Annotated in this window: 15 protein-coding genes; 7 read left to right on the top strand and 8 right to left on the bottom strand. The window is 46.8% G+C overall.

Annotated elements, in window-relative coordinates; translation table 11 throughout:
• Positions 1-2: 2 nt before the first annotated feature.
• From ACO08K_RS03020 to ACO08K_RS03040, 5 genes are all read right to left on the bottom strand, one after another.
• A complete protein-coding gene (locus ACO08K_RS03020) occupies positions 3-416 on the bottom strand; it encodes a BrxA/BrxB family bacilliredoxin (protein ID WP_421794912.1) in 414 nt (137 codons plus the stop codon).
• 108 nt (positions 417-524) lie between these two features.
• Positions 525-2,027, bottom strand: coding sequence for a sugar transferase (locus ACO08K_RS03025; protein WP_421794913.1), 1,503 nt, complete (start codon positions 2,025-2,027; stop codon positions 525-527).
• Entirely contained in the window at positions 1,963-2,889 is a 927-nt protein-coding gene (locus tag ACO08K_RS03030; protein WP_421794914.1) for a hypothetical protein, read from the bottom strand. The genes ACO08K_RS03025 and ACO08K_RS03030 overlap by 65 nt, the downstream gene beginning before the upstream one ends.
• A gap of 54 nt (positions 2,890-2,943) precedes the next feature.
• Positions 2,944-3,933 (bottom strand): Gfo/Idh/MocA family oxidoreductase, encoded by a 990-nt coding sequence (locus ACO08K_RS03035; protein WP_421794915.1) that lies wholly within the window; start codon positions 3,931-3,933, stop codon positions 2,944-2,946.
• A 6-nt stretch (positions 3,934-3,939) separates the two neighbouring features.
• The gene (locus ACO08K_RS03040; protein ID WP_421794916.1) at positions 3,940-4,239 is read right to left on the bottom strand and encodes a hypothetical protein; all 300 of its coding nucleotides are present in this window, start codon (positions 4,237-4,239) and stop codon (positions 3,940-3,942) included.
• A 260-nt stretch (positions 4,240-4,499) separates the two neighbouring features.
• Between ACO08K_RS03040 and ACO08K_RS03045 the strand changes: the two genes are divergently transcribed.
• On the top strand, positions 4,500-11,669 hold the full coding sequence (locus tag ACO08K_RS03045) for a PKD-like domain-containing protein (protein ID WP_421794917.1): 7,170 nt from the start codon (positions 4,500-4,502) through the stop codon (positions 11,667-11,669).
• A gap of 234 nt (positions 11,670-11,903) precedes the next feature.
• Here ACO08K_RS03045 and mscL read toward each other — a convergent pair whose 3' ends face one another.
• The 3 genes from mscL to ACO08K_RS03060 all read right to left on the bottom strand — a co-directional run bounded on the left by mscL (position 11,904) and on the right by ACO08K_RS03060 (position 15,662).
• Positions 11,904-12,302, bottom strand: coding sequence for a large-conductance mechanosensitive channel protein MscL (mscL, locus tag ACO08K_RS03050; protein WP_421794918.1), 399 nt, complete (start codon positions 12,300-12,302; stop codon positions 11,904-11,906).
• Between the two features lie 275 nt (positions 12,303-12,577).
• Positions 12,578-15,106 carry a phosphocholine-specific phospholipase C gene (locus ACO08K_RS03055; RefSeq protein ID WP_421794919.1) on the bottom strand — a complete coding sequence of 843 codons (2,529 nt, stop codon included), beginning with the start codon at positions 15,104-15,106 and terminating at the stop codon, positions 12,578-12,580.
• A 277-nt stretch (positions 15,107-15,383) separates the two neighbouring features.
• Positions 15,384-15,662: a heavy metal-binding domain-containing protein gene (locus ACO08K_RS03060; RefSeq protein WP_421794920.1), complete on the bottom strand. Its 279-nt coding sequence runs from the start codon at positions 15,660-15,662 to the stop codon at positions 15,384-15,386.
• A gap of 409 nt (positions 15,663-16,071) precedes the next feature.
• Here ACO08K_RS03060 and ACO08K_RS03065 point away from each other — a divergent pair, with 409 nt between their 5' ends.
• The 6 genes from ACO08K_RS03065 (at position 16,072) to ACO08K_RS03090 (ending at position 21,104) form a co-directional block, all read left to right on the top strand.
• Positions 16,072-17,370 (top strand): hypothetical protein, encoded by a 1,299-nt coding sequence (locus ACO08K_RS03065; protein ID WP_421794921.1) that lies wholly within the window; start codon positions 16,072-16,074, stop codon positions 17,368-17,370.
• A gap of 33 nt (positions 17,371-17,403) precedes the next feature.
• Positions 17,404-17,643 (top strand): hypothetical protein, encoded by a 240-nt coding sequence (locus ACO08K_RS03070; RefSeq protein ID WP_421794922.1) that lies wholly within the window; start codon positions 17,404-17,406, stop codon positions 17,641-17,643.
• A gap of 102 nt (positions 17,644-17,745) precedes the next feature.
• Entirely contained in the window at positions 17,746-19,110 is a 1,365-nt protein-coding gene (locus ACO08K_RS03075; RefSeq protein ID WP_421794923.1) for a hypothetical protein, read from the top strand.
• A gap of 210 nt (positions 19,111-19,320) precedes the next feature.
• The gene (locus tag ACO08K_RS03080) at positions 19,321-19,599 is read left to right on the top strand and encodes a hypothetical protein (protein ID WP_421794924.1); all 279 of its coding nucleotides are present in this window, start codon (positions 19,321-19,323) and stop codon (positions 19,597-19,599) included.
• A gap of 293 nt (positions 19,600-19,892) precedes the next feature.
• Positions 19,893-20,777, top strand: coding sequence for a hypothetical protein (locus ACO08K_RS03085; RefSeq protein WP_421794925.1), 885 nt, complete (start codon positions 19,893-19,895; stop codon positions 20,775-20,777).
• An 81-nt stretch (positions 20,778-20,858) separates the two neighbouring features.
• Positions 20,859-21,104 (top strand): hypothetical protein, encoded by a 246-nt coding sequence (locus ACO08K_RS03090; protein WP_421794926.1) that lies wholly within the window; start codon positions 20,859-20,861, stop codon positions 21,102-21,104.
• Positions 21,105-21,244: the final 140 nt, after the last annotated feature.

Here is a 21,244-nt window from a genome sequence, read left to right on the forward strand (position 1 = left end):
CCTTAACAATATCTTTCAAAAGCCATTTTCAGATTCTCCGCAATGATTTCGGCAGAGCGGCCTTCGATGTGGTGTCTTTCCAGGAAGTGAACCAGTTTGCCATCTTTAAACAGGGCAATCGAAGGAGAAGAGGGTGGATAAGGCAGTAGGTATTCACGGGCTTTAGCAGTAGCAGCCTGATCAACACCTGCAAACACCGTCACCAAATTATCTGGTTTTTTGGCGCCTTGCAGTGCCATTTTAGCGCCTGGACGTGCATTTGCTGCTGCACAGCCACACACAGAATTCACCACAATCATGGTGGTGCCCGTTGTTTGATCCAATGCCTCAATAACTTGTTCTGGAGTAGCTAAGCTTTTGAACCCAAAAGAAGTCAGGTCCTGCGACATCGGCGCTACAATCTCGATTGGATACATATCGTGTCGGTTAAGTTGTTTTTTTGTAAAAAAATCAATTCCGCAGCAAAGGTAATGCTTTGTGCGGATTTGAAAGTATATACAACTGGAAGGAAGTTTTGGTTCACTCTATTTTCCTTTTCCCTGAAGCAAAACAAGGACCGTATAAAACAGGATTTTAAAATCCAGGGCAAGCGACATGTTTTCGATGTACAACAAATCAAATTTCAGGCGCTGAATCATTTGATCTACATTGGAGGCGTAGCCGTATTTGACTTGCCCCCAGGAAGTGATGCCGGGGCGCACTTTGAGCAAGTGTTTGTAATGCGGCGCCCGGGGCACAATCTGATCGATGTAAAACTGCCGTTCAGGACGGGGGCCAACCAGGGCCATTTCCCCTCGCAAGACGTTCCAGAACTGGGGCAGTTCGTCCAGGCGGTATTTGCGCATGGTGGCCCCCCAAGGCGTAACCCGATTGTCGCCATCCTGCGACAACTGTGGCCCCTGGTTTTCCGCGTCGGTATACATGGAGCGGAATTTAATGATAAAAAATGGTTTGCCATTGATGCCAACCCGCTCCTGCTTGTAAAAAATTGGGCCTTGAGAAGACATTTTTACCCGCAAGGCAATGTAGGCATACAGTGGAGCAAAAACCAGCAAAAACAAAGAAGAAGCCAGCAGGTCAATCATCCGTTTGATGATGACTTGCCAGTTGGCCAAAAGATCCTGGCGGATTTGAATCAATACGGCTCCATACACGTGGTTCATTTTTACGGTCCCAAGCATGATGTCGTACATGTCGGGGATGATGTTGACTTGTACAGGTGGGCTGAATTCAAATAAGGTATTGAGGATCTCGCGAACACGGCTATTCTCACTACTTTCCATGGCAATGATTACCTCTTCTACATTACAATCCCTTACTACGGCTGGAATTGTATTGACATAACCCAGTTTGGGCAAATGTTTGCGCAAAGGGGAACTGTTTTGCACATTGGTATCTATAAAGCCTAGCAGTTTATACCCAAGGCTTTTTTTGCGGGTAGTTAAATCCTGATAAAGCTCAAGTGCACTGGTATTTCCACCGATAATCAGTGTATTAAAACTGACTACGCCCGATTTCAGTCGCTTGCTGGCACGGGTCAGCAAGATCATCCTCACGGTTGCTGTGATTACAAAATGCAGGGTGAAAAGGGTGAAAAAAGAGGTGTAATAGGTACGGTAGCTGATGATGACATCATCGAGGATGACCGCAAAAAACAGAAAAACTGCCCCAAAAAAGCTCAAAAAAAGTGTTCGCGCCAAGGTGGACACCCTTGATAATCGATAAATGTCTTTGTAGTGATCAAAAATCGAATAAAATGCTACCCAGCCCAGAGGAATCAACACGACACCGTACCAAAAATTTTGATCAGCTACTACGTCAGCAGGAAAAGTACCACTTTCAACGAATACCTTGCGATAGCTGAAGAAAAGCGCCCAAACCAACATCGCTGACAAAAAATCGGCAACCTTATACACCAGGGTGTGGCGCCTACGGATGCGGGTAGTTGTGAGGTAGTCAACTTTAGAAATGGACGAGTTTGACGTTGTCAAGCCAGATTTTCGCGTTGGATCGATTGATTGTACCATCTGCGTTTTTGGGTATTTCTGTTTTTAGTATGATCTGGTATTCGTCCAATTTGCTGTCTGCAACTATCCGACTTAGGTTAAAATAAATTTTATTCCAGTTTTCACTGGCATTAAAACCCGCCGAGTACAGGATTTGCCCCCCTGCATTTATGTTTCCAGCCTTGTAGGCAATTACCCCTACGAGTAGCGGAACCTCGGCTTTGTAGTTGAGTTCCAGGTACACTGCTGTCCCTTTGGCCAGCAGGCCGCTGTAGGTATTGCGGGTAGCAAGTTCTACAGCCGGATATTGGGTACTAAGTTGAATAAGACCAGATCCACTACCTTCAAAAGCTCCTTCATTGGTAATGCTCATGCGATTAGACTCATTACCAGTGACCAAGGTTTGAAAAACGTGTGAATTGTTTTCAAAATTTTCTACAAAAGCAAAACGGATGCCACTGCGGTAAGTGGTTTTGGGCCGAATGCTGTCTATTTCGTTGGCTTTGAGTACGATGTTGTACTCCAAAGCCTGAAAAAAAGGATAAATCTCCGGTGTGGTGCTGATGCCATTGTCTTTGACTCCAGCCTCCAGTTTGATTTTACTGTTTCCGGTTTTGAGGATGGGAATTTTCGCGGGCAATGGATAGACCCCAAAAAATGCATCGTCAACACTCACCCATACTTCAGTGATTTTGGCCGAAGCGCTGCCTTGCGTTGTCCCATTCGTTTGTACCTCAAAAGGAGCGATCCAGATGTACGAAGGAATTTCTTCTTCCGGATTGATCAGGTCACAGGTACTTGTCCCCAGCAGTAAAAAAAACCAGGCTGTGACCTGGCTCCATCTTCGGGTTGCAATATCAGGCTTTTTCCCCTGAGTACTCATTTTTTGAGGTTAAGGCTATATGATCAAATGTTTACTCCTTTGTAAAGTCAGATGTTAAACCTTCCAGGGCCCCCGATCAATCTCTGCAATGATTTCATACGCCAATTTCAATGCCTGATACCCATCCTCAATACTCACCTTGGGTGTAGTTTGATGAACGATGCTTTCGGCAAAAGACTCCAGTTCCATCTTGATCGAATTGACCGATTCGATGGGGGGCATATCAATGTGCAGCATTTTTACACCTTGCGGGGTATGCCATTCCAGCAGGTTTGCCTCTTGTGGCAAATTGGGGGCATCCTGATCGTATAGGCGCACCACCTGAGCATTTTTGTCCAAAAAGTCTAGGCTGATGTAGGCATCCCGTTGAAAGAAACGCACTTTGCGCATTTGTTTCATCGAAATGCGGCTGGCTGTTAGGTTCGCTACACAACCATTGGCGAACTCGATGCGCGCGTTCGCAATATCCGGCGTTTCACTCACCACTGCAACTCCGTTGGCGCTTACTTTGGTCGGCGCCGCGTCAACCATACTCAAAACAATGTCCAGGTCATGGATCATCAAATCGAGCACCACCGATACATCAGTGCCTCGCGGGTTGAAAGCAGCCAGGCGGTGGGCTTCGATGAACATGGGCTTGAGGGGCATGTCCTCCAGAGCCAAAAATGCCGGATTGAAACGTTCCACGTGCCCCACTTGTACCTGAACACCTTTTGCCTTGCTCAAACGAATGAGTTCCTCGGCTTCAGCAATGGTGTGCGTAAGTGGTTTTTCAATAAAAACATGCTTACCCGCCTGAATGGCCTTTAATGCCAACTCGTAGTGGGTAGTGGTAGGAGTGACAATATCCACCACATCGACAGCCTGAATGAGGGCTTCCACCGAGTCAAAAGCTTTGAGCTGGAATTGTTCGGCCACACTTTGGGCCATCTGGGGGTTGGGGTCGTAGAAACCGACTAGTTCATAGGTTTCTACAGCCATTTGGATGCATTTTAAATGGATTTTCCCCAAATGGCCAGTGCCGAGTACACCTATTTTTAGCATAGTTAATTATTTGAAATACATCAGAATGGCTCCGAAAAGTGTGATTAAAAAAATGAGTACCGTGGCCATCCGCATGGAATACTGAATGTGGTTGACAAAAGCCAAAATGTGCTCCCGCATGTGTGGATAACGGGAAATGACCTCTTCTTCCATTTTTTGCTTATTGAACAGGTGGGCAGCACCGAATTCAACGCGATTTTGGACCAAAATTTTGTACACTTTGAACACTTTGACCCGAAAGTAGACATTCAAAAAAAGCATGGCGGCAAAGAGTGCCAATACCAAGGCCAACAAGACGGTAACCATTTGCTTCGTTTTGGTGAAATATAATCGGTCAAAGGTAATGGAAAATGAGTTTTAAGGTGGAAAACATTAATCCCATTGAGTTTACATGGATTTTTTTTGTTTTCATCCATCTTTCTCCTAATAGCGGTATTCTGTTGTGGTTTAATTGGCTTAATTTTGAGCCGAATCTCATTGTATCTTAGCCAGTTGCGGCATTTTTGGGTTTTGATTTTAACGTTTTGTACCATTTTTTTAGAACACGCTTTAATACGACGACCTAAATGAAAAAGAATTACACCTTTCCTGGAGGAAGGAGTTCGTCCTTTGGGGCCAAACTTCCATCCCTGCTTTTGCAGCGTATTCCCTTGCTTATCCTGGCCTGCTGTGCTTTAATCACTGGCCTCGATGCTCAATCCATTACTTATAGTTCCAGCGGTACTTTTGTGGTGCCACAAGGCGTAAACAGCATTACCGTACAAGCCTGGGGTGCGGGTGGTGGTAGTGCGGGTGGTGGTACTGGAGGCCGCGCCGGTGGTGGCGGTGGTGCTTTTGCTACCAGTACCTTTGCCGTAACGCCAGGTACATCCTACACTGTTACGGTAGGTACCGGTGGTGGCGTAGGCTCAAACGGAGGTAACTCCAGCTTTGGTAGCGCAGTCATTGCGGTAGGTGGTAGCGCAGGCAGCGGCCTAACCGGTGGTGCTGGTGGTTTAGCCAGTGCTTGTACACCTACTATTGGCGCTTTTTCGGGCGGCAATGGCGGTGGTTCTTCCAATGCTGGTGGCATTGATGCCGATGCTGGTGGCGGCGGCGGCGGTGCTGCTACTTCTGCGGCCAATGGCCGCAATGGTGCTGCGGGTACTAATACTACTCCAGGAGAAGGAGGTTTGGCTGGCGGTGGCGCAGGTACTGGCGGTGGTGCTGGCGGCGCTGGAGACGGTGGCGCAGGTGCCGATGATGTAGGCTTTTCGGTTGCTCAAAATGGCTTTGCTCCTGGCGGCGGCGGCGGCGGCAGATCTGAAAACTTAACAAGTACTGCTGGCAGTGGTGCCCGTGGCCAAGTAAGCGTAAGCTGGACCTGTGGACTGGTTGTTTCCAATTTTTCAGTAGCTGTAAGCGAACCTGTTTGTGAAGATGGGCCTGCGACAGTCGTGCTTAGTTCAAATACGGTACCAGATGGTACATATAGTGTGGTATATAGCATTTCTGGTGCGAATACTTCCAGCAACAACAATACCACCGTTACTTTCACGGGTGGTACTGGCTCTTTTACTACTGGAAATTTGAACAATAATGGCAATACGACCATTACCATCAATTTGCTGGAATGTGCTATACCAAGCAACAATACCGATGGTTTTGTAGTAGATGGTGGCCCTCCTCAACCGGGTGCCATTAATGGTGGTATAAGTGTTTGTGACAACACTTCTGGCTTAGTCTATTCTATTGCTCCAGTTTCCGGAGCAACCAGTTATACATGGTCAGTTCCGACGGGTTGGCAGATCACTGCTGGTCAAGGAACTACTTCGATTACCGTTACCTCTGGTGCACTGTTTCAAATCGGTTCTGTTTCTGTGGTTGCCAATAACGCCTGCGGTTCCAGCAATCCAAGGTTATTGGTTGTTTCGCCCAATGCCAACAACATTGGCTTTTTTGTGAACATCCTCAACGAAGTGACGCTTTGTGAAGACGAAACGAGTAATCCGATAGTCCTGTTGACCGATAACCTGGAAGGTGGTGATCCTACTGGTGGTCAGTCCTTTGCCTGGGAAGTGTCGACTACCACTCCTGCTGGTCCCTTTACAGCGGGTGCAAACGCCGGTGAAGCGGACGACCAGGTCTACAACAACGTATTAAATGATTACAATACTCCTGGTGTCTATTATTTCCGCCGCATCATTACCAACAATGCTTATTGCGGTACAGCCCACACCAGTATGGTCATCACTTTGAACATTGATTCCGAAATTGACTCATTCTATTATGCTCCTGATACCGTTGTTTATTGTGCGAATACGGCAATCACGCCGCTGACACCAACCATAGGGGGTGGTGTGGGTGCAAGCTTTACCATCAGTCCAGCTTTACCTGCTGGTTTGATTTTTGATGACTCCACGGGTATCATCAGTGGTACACCTACTGCGGCAAGTCCAGCTACTTTTTACACCATTGTTGCGACCAATGACTGTGGTTCAGCTACAACCTTTGTCAACATTGCGGTGACCTCCGCTCCCGTTGTTACCATCACTGGCCCTGCTGCATCTTGTGAAGGCGATGGCAGCACACTGACGGTTACAGTTAGCATTCAAGGGGGTACGGCACCTTATACCATTTCCTTTGGGCATACCCGGATTTATGTAGGTCCGGATTGTACTCCGCTTGGTGATGGGCCTGCCGCAATTGCCCGGGATACGACTGGCGTTTTTGAAGTTGACTTTACCGGAGCTGGTGCAGGTACTTATACCTTTAGTGCCAGTGTTACCGACACCAATGGCTGTACGGGTATTGGCAACAACGTTCAGTTTGTCATTTCGCCCAAACCTATTGGCGAATCTTTGGAAAAAACGATTTACAGCTGCAACCGAGTTAGAGTCAATTTGCAAAACCAGGTTAAGTGCCAACTACCTAGCACCTTTAGCTGGTACAGTGTACAGAGCGTAGGTTCTGCGGTTGCTTACAATAACCCAAATGTTGACGGTGAGACCATCAACCCTGCAGGTACCAGCACAAACATCAACGATCTGTTGACCAATACGACCACGGTCAATCAAACCATCATCTACCGCGTAGTGCCTACCAGTGTAGCGGGTAGCTGTGTTGGTGAGCCTTTCTACATTACGATCACGGTAGAACCACCAACTGAAGTCGCCTGCCTGGCTTGTATGGAACAGGTGAATGTTAGCCTGGATGCCAATTGCCAATTTGAAGTACTGCCAAATCATGTACTTGATTTTGACCGCTGCGAAAACGGCCGTGTACTGCGTGATGCATTGGAAGTGGTGATCAGTGGTAACAATGGCGAGAATAAAAATCGAATCACTTGTGCAGGCACCTATACCTATGTGGTACAATTGAAGGAAGAGTACAAAAGATGCTTCGTGTTTAGTCCTTGTTGGGGTAAAATCACTGCAGAAGACAAAACTGCTCCTGCACTGATTTGTGCTCCGGCCGATTTCACTTTGGATTGCTACGATGTAAACTACGTGTTGAACAATCGTTTGACGATTGGTAATGTAGGTGCTACCAGTTCCCCACGTCCTGCTGCAACGAGCAGCCAAACCATCAACAACGCTGAAGGTGTTGCTGGAACTGGTGACAATTGCGCTTTGGGTTTGATTCCTCCAGGCCTGGTTTCTGACAACATCAAAAACCTGGGTTACGCTTACTTCAAAGACAACTGCTACAGCTGCGGCTGCCGCATTACCCTGAAGTGGAGTGACAAAGTAGTATTCTATGCCTGTACTGATCCAGAGCTTAGAGACCGAGGCATTTATGCCACCATCTCTCGGGAGTGGGTCGCTACCGATTGCAATGGCATGAGAACCACTTATGTGCAGAAAATCCACTTCACTCGCCCAGACCTGGATGATTTTGTGTTCAATGGTCCTGGCGAAGGTAAGTACGATCGGGTAAAAGAGTACAACTCCTGTACTCCTGACAAGAGCCTGATCAAGAAGGAAGATGTAACGCCATATGTATGCAGCTACTTCAATACTTCTGCCAACCCACGTTGTTTGTTCATCGACCAGGTTGAATGCAACTATTCGGTATCGATCAAGGATACTGAGTTCCCAATCTGTGGGGGCAAAGGAGTAAAAATCGACCGTGAACTGTATGTGTTTGACTGGTGCGCGGGTGGTATCGTAGATACTTTCCACATCCTGATCAAAATCGGTGATTTCACTGCACCTACTATTGAATACGCTCACGGAGCACCTTACGATATTTCTACTGGCCCAATGGATTGCACAGCAGCCATTCCAGTAACTGTTGCGGGTATCAAGTCTGCCTTTGGTGTGACCATCAAAGACAACTGCACCTTGGGCAACATCAGCGTAAGTGTTTACACCAAAGATCGTTATGTAAAAGGCATCCTCGTTTACGAAGGACCTGAGAATCCTTTCTGTGTTCGTGCAAAGCAAGGTGCTGAACTGCGCGGAAACAATGAAGACTATCAACTGGGTGACTGTGACAAGGATGAAATCTGCTGGGACAAGGTAGATTATGCCGTAATGAATGGCATGATGATCGGCCTTCCGGTAGGCAAACACCTGATGGTGATTGACGCTTTCGATGGCTGCTACAATGCTTCGACCACTTGCTTCATCTTCGAAGTGAAAGACAAGATTGCACCCGTCATGAAGTGTGACGATGACCTGCATGTCACTTTGAGCAATGCCAACGGCTACACCAATGGTTATGCTCAGGTGAGCGCAGCAGACATCGACGAAGGCAGCTGGGACAACTGCAAACTGGACTGGATTGCTGTACGTCGCAATGTACCAGCTGGTTGTGCAGCTAGCTTCATTGCCAAAGGATACGACAGCAACAACAACGGCAAATTGGATCCTCTGCCAGCTGATGGCGACTGGACCAAAGCTGACGGTTTTGACCGCAACGGCGACGGCGATTTGGCGGACTTCGGTGAAACTTTCATCCTGAAGGGTGGCAAACTCATGACTCCGCTGGCTGACTTTGTGGAATTCTTCTGCTGCGACCTCGCTGAGCGCGTAACGGTGGAACTCTGGGGTGAAGACGTTTACGGCAACACCAACTACTGCTGGATGGACCTCCTGATCGAAGACAAAGTGGCTCCAACTTGTTTGGCTCCATGGGATGTTACCGTTTATTGCGATGACAAAAACCTCGCTTTGATCGATGATATCAAAACATCTGCTGCTGCATTCGGTGATGTAATCATTCCTTCCGGCAACGATTGTGCTGCGCTGGATACCGTTTACACTACTGAGAAGAAATTGAAGTGTGGCTATGGCTGGATCGACCGGATTTGGACTTTGACCAAAGAAACGGTTAAAGGTCCAATCAGCGTAACTTGCAAGCAACGCATCAACATCCTGCCAGTACACGAATACAACATTTGCTTCCCTAAAGACGTAGCTACTGATTGCAAGACTCCAATCATTGATACGGTTATTACAGACGAATTGGCTTGTGACATCTTGTCGGTCAACGTTTCGGACAAGCGTTACGATGCATCTGACGATGAGTGCTACAAACTGTTCCGTACTTACTCCGTAATCAACTGGTGTACTTACGACGACCGTTGTGGTGACCCACTGCTGCAAACCAACATCTCGATCATTCCTCGTGACGTGTTTGGCAACTATGGCAAAGCTCCAATCTATGTATTGGTTCGTGACCGCGAAGACAACCGTCGTGATGGCATCGAAGAGTTCTACATCTCTAAGGACTTGATCCATGCCAATGCTGATGACATCCGCTTCAAACCACCATATTGCGAAATCGCAAATGAGTTCTACCACAGCTTCATCTATACCCAGATCATCAAGGTATACGATGACACTCGTCCAGTTGTAACTGGTGACCCAGGCAAATTCTGCATCCGTGAGGGTGGCGATTGTTTGGCCAACATCAAAATGGTGATCACTGGTAAGGACAACTGTTCAGACCAAGTGACTTTGGAAACGCAGTACCTGATGATTGCTCCAGGCCAAACTTTGGATGCCAGCAAGATGATCCTGTACTCTACTCCACGCTGGAGCACCAAAGATTTGGGCAACGGCCAGTTCGAGATCAACGTAGCTAACTTGCCACAAGGCAAGCATGACCTGATCGTAGTAGTACGTGATGAGTGTGGTAACTTGAGTGTGGCAACCCGCATTCCTTTCACTGTTGAAGACTGCAAAGGTCCAGCACCAATCTGCATCAACGGCTTGAGCACTGAACTGATGCCTGACGGCGCAGGTGGTGGTATGATGGCAGTATGGGCATCTGACTTCGTTGCTTCTAAGATTTACGATTGCAACGGCCAAGGCCCAGAAACCAAGGATGGTTTGAAACTGGTTACCAAGTACTCGCTGAACCGCGTAGGTAGCCCAGTAGTAGCTACTCAAACTGGAATCAACCTGACTTGTGCTGACAAAGGCAAAGTAATCCTAGTGGAATTGCACGCATGGGATGAAGCGGGTAAGGATGACTTCTGTGTAACTTATGTGGAAGTGCAAGACAACCGCAGCGTTTGTCCTGGTTCCGCAACGGGTAATGTGAGCATTGCCGGTACCATCTCTACCGAAGGGGCGGGTAATTTGCAAGGTGCCAGTATCACTTTGAGTGGTGCCGCTTCGCAGAGTGCCACTACTGCTGCCAATGGTGGTTACTCCTTCATCAACCTGAGCAAAGGAGGTGACTTCACCGTAACTCCGCAACTGGACAAAAACCACCTGAACGGGGTATCTACTTTTGACCTGGTGTTGATCCAAAAGCACATCCTGGGTGTAACGGCTTTGAACAGCCCATACAAAATGATCGCTGCTGACGTGAACAACTCCAAGTCGATTTCGACCCTGGATTTGATTGCCCTGCGCAAGTTGATCCTCAACATCGATCAAAACTTCCAGAACAACACTTCCTGGAGATTTGTGGATGCCAGCTACACCTTCCCGAATGCCAATAACCCATGGGCTGCGGCATTCCCTGAAGTAGTGAGCATCAACGACATTCCTGCCAATGCAACAGCCAACTTCGTAGCCATCAAAGTGGGTGACGTCAACGCCAGTGCAAGCGTAAGTGCTGCTGCTACTGCTGAAGTACGTACCAATGGCACCTTGAACATTCAGGCCGCTGAAGCTGCCCTGAAGGCTGGCCAGGAATACAGCGTTGAATTCAATGCTGCTGACCTGAAGAATGTACAAGGCTATCAGTTCGCCCTAAGCCTGGACAAGAGCAAAGTTGAGCTGGTTGACATCGTTTACGGTGTGGCTAAAGCTGAAAACTTTGGTGTATTCACCAACGAAGGGGTAATCACCACTTCCTGGAATGGAGACTTCAAACAAGGTACTTTGTTTACGCTTGTGCTCCGCGCTAAAGCTGATGCTCAATTGAGCAATACTTTGAGCCTGAACCGGGTGGTTTCCGCCGAAGCTTACAGCCAAAACAACGAGCAACTGGGTGTTGCCCTGCAGTTTGGCAAAGCCGAAGCCCCGGCCAATGGTTTTGAATTGAAGCAGAATACACCTAACCCATTCAATGGTGAAACGCTGATCAGCTTCAATTTGCCAAAAGCAAGTGCTGCTACCTTGACCATCAGCGATGTAACGGGACGCGTACTGAAGAGCATTCGCGCTGATTACGCCAAAGGGGCCAATCAGGTGGTACTCAAAGCAAGTGATTTCAATGCTACCGGAGTATTGTACTATACCCTGGAAGCTGAAGATCACACGGCTACCAGAAAGATGATTATTGTCGAATAACCTGTAGAGACGCACGGTTGTGCGTCTTTGATGGGACGATGTAGAGACGCACGGCCGTGCGTCTCTACAACAAAACCCTCGATTGCTACGGTGATCGGGGGTTTTGTTGTTTGGGTAAATGCGCTCGTCGATCCCAAATTGCTCGCTGCGCGAGCGGGCTCGACGAGCGCACGCTCCAGATCCTACTCATTGTCGAGCAGGAGGAAAAACTTTAAATTGGGCAATCCTGCCGCCCTACCCTTTCTTCAACAAATCGCGGATTTCGGCCAACAGCTCTACATCACTTGGGCCAGCCGGTGGCGCGGGTGCAGCTTCTACTTCTTTGCGCTTGGCGGCGTTCATCGCTTTGATGACCATAAACATTACAAATGCTACCACCAAAAAATCAATGGATGCCGTAATAAATTCCCCCCAGGCAATAGCAACTTCGGGTCTCCCACCTTCTTCAGCGGCACGGAGCACCCATTTTTTTTCAGCCAGATTGACTCCCCCTAAAATAAGGCCCACTACCGGTGCGAACATTTTTTCTACAAATGCGGTCACTACCTTACCAAATGCAGCTCCCATCACGAAAGCAATAGCGGTGTCGATCAGATTGCCCTTGAGGGCAAATTCTTTAAATTCTTTGAACATGTGTTTGTGATTTGGTTAAACATGATGGGTAGTAAAGATAATAAAATAATGAGCACAGCATGATTCGGTCCTGGCTTCCTTTTCAACAGTTTTTTTGGATTCTGCACGCGTAAAGGAAGGACTACTAATGTATTAACATGCCCCAACCTGTGGTCAAACAATAACCTTAGGTGAATGTCTAGGGTGTACTTAAGTGTCTAAGGTGGTGAAAAAATGTGTACTTCGCGCTTACGCGCAAGTGTTTTAATGAACCAACTTAGACATCTTAGTACACCTTAGGCACTCATCACCCCACCCATCGCCGGGTCCGTAAAACTCGCTGCCCCGGTTTCCACGTGCCCAGCATAGCGCCGTTCAAAACTGCTATTGCCCACAATTTTCACCACAAAATCATACCAGTGATGGCTTTTTTGCAAGTCCAGGCGCAGCTTTTGGCTGTTATTGGGTGCAAGGCTTAGCGTTTTGGCAGCTGTTTTATAGGCCAAATCCTCAACGACCGCTTGAATACTTTGGCTGCCCTTGTTTTTCAGTTCCAGGATTACATTCCCGGTCAAGCCCTTATTTTTTGCTTCATACGTCAGTGCCGTTTCCAGTTGGGTGGTTTGCAAATCCCCTTGAAAGGCCCGATAAAAACCATTTGGTCCGTACAACTCCAGGTGGTATATATTGTCCTCAAAACCGTTGATTTCCCAGGTATCCGTCAGCGTATCGCCTGCTTTCACGGCGTAATTGCGGGCCTCGGGCCAGGCATTTTGATAAGGTTTTGAGTTGTACACGATAAAGGGGCTGCCATTCGATTTTTTGCCAAAAACGCTATTGCCCACTTTGAGTTGGAGTTCAAATTGCTGTTGCTTGAGTACTCCTTCCGCGTACAATTCGTAAGACAAAGGGCAGGATTTGCGGATGCCTTTTTCCTGCTTGCCTCCCCAGTCAAAGCCAGGATCTCCCTGGTTGATCCGGGCAATTTCTGCGTCGGAAAAAGCCTTAAAATTGGCTGGTTTGCCCTGGTATTGCGCCTCAAAAATCCCTTTGATGAACGGCTCTTTATCCACAAAACTGGGCAGTTGGATGTTTTCGCCGTTGTAGGGTTTAAAAGCCGAGGTCAAATCCCCACAAACGGTGCGCCGCCACGCTGAAATATTGCTTTCTACAATCCCCTTTTTCGTTTTGGCACTCAGGAATCCCTCCAAAAACTGTACTACCGAGGTATGGTCAAACACTTCGGAGCAGACCTGACCACCCCGGCTCCACGGTGAAGCAATCACCATCGGCACCCGAAAACCGAGACCAATAGCGTCTTCGCGGGCCTGTTTTTCAGGGTCGCGATAGGCCCGCTGTTTTTCATGCACGATGTTGACCCGTTCGACAGATGCGTCAATGCCAGTGGAAACCTTACCTGTGTCCGGCTTTTCGTGATTGGGGGCAATGAAAGGTGGAACGTGATCGTAATACCCATCATTTTCGTCGTAGGTGAGTATAAAAATGGTCTTTTTCCAAACTTCCGGGTTTTGGGTCAGGATATCCAGGGTTTCCGACACATACCAGGCACCGTACCAGGGTGCCGTGGGGTGGTCGGAAAATTTTTCGGGCGCAACCAGCCAGGAAACCGTAGGCAAGGTGCCGCCCTCCACGTCTTGGCGGAATTGGTGGAAAATGTCACCTTTGGGGAGTTCTAGACTGCGTTTTCCCCCTTTTTCCTGGTATTCAAAAGTGCTCAGCTCGCGGTAATGGGGGTCTTTGCGGTTGTTGGTGAAGGCCTTTTGGTGGATGTTTTTTTGAAAATCGCTCAGTTTTGCGAAGTTTTCGGGGGTGTGTAGCTCCAGGTCTTTTTTGGCGGTTTCGAAGAACTCTTTTTTGCGACTCAACTCTTTCTGGGCCTTACTCAAATCGGTACCACTCAGGGTTTTGATTTTTTCTTCCAGTTTGGCGATTTCACCCGGTAAGCTGTCCTTCACCTCCAGCAGGTATTGGCGGTATTCGGGGTGGTACTTCACTTGATAGTTTTCAAACCACTCGATCGGGTTATCGGTAAAATTGGCCAGAAGTGCGTCTTTTTCTCCCGCCAGACCCGAAGGCAGACTGATCTCGTTTTGGTAAATCCGCCAGGAAATGCCCTGCTCTTCGAGGCGCTCGGGGAAGGATTTCCATTTTGCCCATTTCCCATAGTCCACGTCTTCATTTTTGACATTGGCTTTGGTGTTAAAATCGGGTTGTTCCCGCGCCGTGCCACTCCACAAGTACAGGCGGTTGGGCGTGGTACCCGTCAAAGAGGAGCAAAAATGCTGGTCGCATACCGTAAAGGCGTCGGCCAGGGCGTAATAAAAGGGGATGTCTTCCCGGTTGTAATAGCCCAGTGTCAGGGGAATGTGTTTGTAGTCGGCCAGGCCGGTTTGTTTGGCTTGCAGCCAGCGGTTGTGCCAACCCTTGTTGCGCGCATCGACCTGATCCTCCCAGGAATGGGGCAGTGAATGCAGCCAGGTCGCGTTGGAGCCTTTCATGTCCAGGCGAAAAGGCGCGAAGGTATTGCCCTGCTTGTCTGTTTGCAGCCAGACTTTGTTGCGATTGGGCAAACGGATCGCCCGTGGGTCGTTGAAGCCCCGCACCCCCTGCAAAGTGCCGTAACAATGGTCAAAAGAGCGGTTTTCCTGCATCAAAATCACGATGTGCTCCGCATCCAAAAAAGTGCTGCCCGCCGCCGGGTTGATGGCCAATGCTTTTTGAATGGAAGCTGGCAGTGAGCCCATCAGGCCCGCACCCGTAGCGAGCACGCTGGCTTTTTTCAGAAAATCTCTCCTTGAATCCATGATCTTGAGGTCTACTTGGTTTTAGCCAAAGGTAAAACACGTGGATTAAGGGAACAATAAGGGAAACATTAAAATGAAATATGAGTCATCCCAAATTTCTTAAAGCATTACAAAAGCGACATTTTTTTATCACAAAGGAAAAAAAGAGGTCACAAAGAACACAAAGTTAGACGTAGACGATGCTTCGATTTGTGTCCTCTGTGGTTCTCTGTGCTTTCTTTGTGATAAAAAATGTCGCTTTGAGATTGTTTTGAAAATTCGGGATGATTCATGTTTATCAATGGTTGTGGCCATCTTTGCTATGCTCTGCCTGAGCAACATAATCCATTCCACAAGCAGGGCATTTGCCTGCTTCTTCACTTCCACTGCCCTCACAATGCATTGGACAAACATAAGCAGAGGTGTACTCTTTGCCTTTTTCCGCTTTCTGTTCGGTTTGAGCCTTATCGTCTTGCTGGTGCTCATGGGCAGCAGAATTGTTTCCGCCACAAGACCAGAAAAACAAGGCAAAACACAAATGCAGGGTGCTCCAACGTAATAATTTTGCAGTTTTCATTTTTTGATTTTTAATGAAAGATAGTGTAACATAAAAAAAAGGGGGCAATCGTTGTGAAGGTGTTGGCTCTTTTTTTCCAAGATGTAGTTGGCTAATTTTGTTGAGTACTGTTTTTTACAAAAAAGAAAGAAGCTCAGAAACGGTTCGGAAGATTTCTAAACGGAGCATCAAAACACCCACCCCAAAACAAGAAAGGCATAAAAACTTGCAGAACAAGTAATTATGCCTTTTCTATGTAGACCTATAAGGACTTTTACAAATACGTTTAAAACCAGTATTATTGGCTTTATTGGCCTTTCGCATTTTTGAATTGTGGCAAAATAGCCAACTCAACAGATAAACGCCAACGGTTTTAACCTCATTTTTAACCACGGGCAGTTATTTGGAGATTTGGCAAAAATAGCCATTTATGAAAGTGCATTTTAACTTAAGAGATGCCAAAGCGAAGGCCAAAACAGCAATCATTCTAACCATTCGCCACTATCAAAAGTCTTTGAAGTGGTCAACCGGGTTGCACATCAACCCTGCTCAATGGGATGCCAAGCGCAACCGTCCTAAATCGGGTAACCTACCCCACATCCGGGAAGAATTGAACACACTGGAAGTACTCACCGAACAAGCCCTGTCTGGAGCTGGATACTTGACCCAATCTGATTTTTCCGCATTGATGAACGAGGCAACGGGCAAAGCTGAACCAGCCAAAACGCCTTTCCTATTGGCCTATATGCGTGAATACTGTGCAGAAAATACCCGTAAAGAGCTAAAAGTTACCGGGCGCATTTTGTACAATTTTGTCACCGGGGCTAAGGTGGCAACGTGGCCGCTGATTGACTGGGATAAAGCCAGGGCAAAGGATGTAAAGTTTGAGGCCATTACCTGGGATTTTCGGAAAAGGCTGATTCGCTATTGCTTTGAACAAAACTATTCTGTTTCCTACGTACAAGGCACTCTAAAGCGCTTCGGGCAATTCATCAACGAGTCAAGAGCCAATGGTCACCACCAAAACGCAATTTCAAAAGAACGAGGTTGGGCGAATGTACAAAGTGCTGGAGTTGAAAAGGCCAAAAACGTACCTATTGCCCTTTCTTTGGAGGAATTGAACCGACTTGCAGCCTTGGAGCTTACTGGGCTGGATGAAAAAATAAGGGATTGCTTTTTGATTGGATCATTTACCGGGCAGCGCTGGAGCGATTACGGATTTATTAAACCGTACCAAGTGAAAGGCGATTTAGTACGCTTTTACCAACAGGAAAAGACCGAAAATTACTGCGAGGTAGAATTAGACCTTTTCGCGGGTTTGGTGCCTCATTCATTGGGGGACTTATTGGCCAAATACGACAATCAATCTCCAATTATTACAGTGGGAAAGCAAATCAATAAAACCGCTGATGTGAAGATAAACGAGCGGGTCAAGTTCTTTTGCCGCCGTGCTGGCATTACCGAAAAAATGCGCTGGAGTGAAGACAGCGGTGGAAAAATCAAAGAATACGAAATCGAAAAATGGGAAGCCGTGGGTACACACACAGCGCGGCGAACATTTGCCACCATCTGGTACAATCTGGGCATGCCCGTGGATGAAATTTGCAGCGTTACCGGACACAAAAACGCTACCCAACTCATGGAATACATTGGCGTTAGCCAGGACGAAAAGCGCAAAAAGCGCCGGGAAACCGTGGCCGCAATCAAAGCCCAAATCAAGGCAATCTAAGTAATCTGATTTTCTAACTATAAAGAGCATTTAATGAACGCTTTGCAATTCGGCCAAAAGGCCAAAGAACACTTTGAAAGTATCATGCCGGGCAACATCACCCACGGTTGGGAAAAGTATGTAGCAACTGACGGTGAAAACTGCCTGCTCGTTCGGAGTGACTACAAACCGGAACCTGGGCAGATGGTCTTTTTATGCTCCATCCGCAATGGTATTGCTTGCGCTGAACTGTACCGAACTGGAAAGGCTAAAGAGGTGGTAAGAGCTGCCTAAATGGGTATGGCTGACCCCTGGAGGTAGAAACAAAAAGCCCTCACTTGAGCAATAGCAGGCGACAAGCAAGGGCAATTTTCTAATGAAAACTTAATCAAATTTATGAAATCATTTCTAACGCTGCCCAAAGACAGCGATTTTTTCAATCGTTACGCTCGATTGATTCCAGCGCTCAAAGTATCGGGCTATTTGGCTCAGGTCGTTTCAGCCCTTACGGAGTTAGGTGTTTTGTTTACTGCGATCCACTCCAGCTTGGTTTTCTTTGTGCCCGGTTTGGCTTGGAGTGGTGCCATTGTAGGGGCTTTTATTGGCGTGGCGATTATTGAAACTGGATTAAGGGTGCTTTTGCCGTATAGTATCCGGGCGATCCTTCACCGTCGATTTTCCGGGCTGGATTTGCCGCTTACAGTCATTGTATGGGGTGCTTGTATGGTGCTGCTTAGTGTAGGTACTTTAATGAGTTACCACGGTAGCCGGGATATCGTAGAACAGGTCAAGCCCAAACCAAAGCTAGAGGAAACTACTGCTGCTGATTTGACATATAAGCAAGCCGAACAAAAAATACTCAGCACTTGGCGAACAGACAGTACAGAAATTACTGGGCGCTATGGTGTCCAACTGGAGGCAATCAAAGCACAGTATAAGGCATTGATTGCTCAAGCATCCGGGCAACTACAAAGAATCGAAGCTAAAGAACGAGCTGGGCAGCGCTTCACCACCGTCAAAAACCAAGCTCGTGAACGAATCACCACTTTGGAGGCTGACCAGGCCGGAAAACTGGCCACCTTACAAACAGCAAAGAGTAAGGAGATAAGTTCTGCTGCTGGCCGGAAAAACGAAGCCTTAGCTAGTGCTGCTGCTGATCTAGGGAAAGTTAAGGAACAAACTGAAAAGGCCAACAATCAAACGGTAGCTGAAACCGACCAACGGACAAGCAGATACAAAGGCGGGTTAAGCTGGTTCACAGTCATTTGCCACTTGATCTTGATTGTATCGGTTGCTGTTGATGAAATCCACAAAAAAGGATCAGGCATTGAAGCCAAAGTATTACCTACTCAATACGATTTTTCCAGTAGTGTTTTGAGCGAATTGTTTCACGCCCTGGGATGCCGTTGGAACCAATTTGTGAGGGAGCGCATACGGCGCATTGAAGAAAATACACCACCTCCACCCCTACCCCTTTCTCCTAATGAATTGTATAGCCTAGACAACATGCAGCAACCCGTTTTCAATGTAAGTTTTGAGCAGTTGCCCGCCGCTTACAAAAACATCACTATACCCAACCGGACGCCAGGCGGTACTGCATCGGCTCCAGCTCCTAACCCAACTCCATCAAATACGGGTAGCGGATCACCTCAATCAAGCAGCACCACGGGAAACGGATCAACCCGGCGCAAGAATGGCCACCATGTGCCGGGGGCATTGAACGGACATTCTCTGAATGGAAACGGAACCGGGAAGCCTTAAGCCCAATACCCTTTATAGCACACGAAATTGCCCTCAATGACTGGCAATTGCGCCAACGCTTAAAGATGTACAAAAAGCGTCATGCCCGCTTTGTACAGCAACGTTTGGCCAATGAGAGAGCAGGGCGCACAACTACGAAACGAACTTTGCAAGCAGAGGTGAATAACCTGGAATGGGTTGAATTTTTCATTGATCAACTAAATCAAAACAATGGACTTAACACTAGTTCAAGATCACTTAGTGGTACTGGATTACCTTCTACAAAATGCCGGGCAGCGGTTGCGAATGCTTGAGCAAACAGTATGTACAATTAAAGAGCAAAGCAGCACCATTATTCAACAGGATAATGAGATTAAAGCGGGCTTAATTGATCTGAATAGGGCAGTTGCTAGTGCTGGATTAGAAGTTAGGAAAGTGTGGGAAAATGAAACGGCCATTCAGGTGGACTTAGCAGAGATTAGAAAGATGGTTGAGGCATGGGAAAGATGAACCGGGGGGTGGCCTAAATATCTAGCGCCGTCCCGGCGCGTATCGCTGCCCCGCTCTGTTCACCCACCCAGAAAAATTGGGGAGGGGGGGGGTAAACATTTTCCCTCCCTTCTCTTGACCTAAACGGCAGGATGTGAAAAAAGGGGGGGGAGGGGGGTGCGATTGAAAATCAATTTCTTAAGCATGATAAAATACAACATATTACTGGCGAGTAATATTTGGGCATCAAAGCTGATAACCAGGTGTGCAAATTAATAATTTTGACATACCTGATTACGCTAAAAATAACAAGCATGAACGAAGAACGGAAACTTTCACCAAGGGAGCAATGGGAAGAGTTAGATAAGCAGAATGCACTACGCTCAGCCCAACTCGAAAAGATGACACCTAAAGAAATCATAGCTGAGTATGTAGATTTTCGGCAAAATGTATTTGCTAAAAATCCAGATGACTCGGATGTCAAATTTGAGAATGTAAAGAGATATCTGGAGGTTGCTAAGGCAATAATGACTTTGTTTAAGAAGCATGCTGAAAGATTTAATGCTATCTACCATAATGTTGCTGGAGTGATGGAGCAAAACAAAATGATTATGCCCCTCAATTTCTTTGAGTTTATAGAATGGCATTTTCGAGAGAATAGCCGTGCAAATGTTGAAGTAAAAAAGGTAGATAAGGTAAATATGATTATAGACGCCAATCTACCTGATAGACAAGATTTTGTATTATTTAGCAAGCACCTTGAAAAAGAAATGTTTGGAAAGGTTAAACTAAAAAATAGTCCATTACCAAAAATAAAAGAAGGCAAAGATGAAGTGATCAGCTCACTTAACTGGCTTCAACATCTTTTTATGACGATGGACGAACAACTAACTTTTGAAACAGCATTTGAACGGAAAATAGACTATGAAAGAGTTATAAATGCTCTAATTGAATTACAGGTTTTGAATGAAAACAAAGAATGGATTTACAAGACCAAAACAGCTATCCCCTTGATCATTGAGGCCATTGTAAGCAGGATTGATATTAAAGTTAGTCCACCAAACCTTTGTGAATTATTCGCAGAATTTGTTGGCCTAAAAATTCACAATAAGATAAAATATGTAAGTGATGATGAACGACCTAAACCAGGTTCAAAGGTGGACAAATTGAGGCAAGCTTTAATGCTGAAATTACGGTGAAAATTAAAGCTGGGAAGTTTTCACGGTTTTCACAAAATGCCTGTGGCAAAGGGCTTTTTTTTGCACTAGAAACAAAAACTAATGGTAGTTGACAATCTGAGCAAAATAGAATTAGAGATGCTGGTGATTGACTGTGTAGACACTGTCTTCAAAAATCGCTGCATCGGAGCGAAGGGGATTAAAGTTTTGCTAAATGAAAGCGAAGCTTTTGAAATCCTGGGAGGTGAACATCTAGTGTTGCATGAGCAATTGACCAGGTATAGAATAGGTGAAACTACATTGTTTGAAAAACAAGAGGTGTTACAATTAGCAGCACAATCTGCTTAAAATAACCCGCAAATGGGCTACCCGGTGGAACTGTTTAGGGGTATTCACGACCACCGGGTGAACTCGTGTAGATGCGAACCCGCTGGGGGGAACGGGGCAAATGTCCCCCCGCTTTTTTACCTCGAATTTTGTGCTATTGG

The sequence above is a fragment of the Haliscomenobacter sp. genome, from assembly GCF_965225875.1.
Lineage (GTDB): Bacteria > Bacteroidota > Bacteroidia > Chitinophagales > Saprospiraceae > Haliscomenobacter.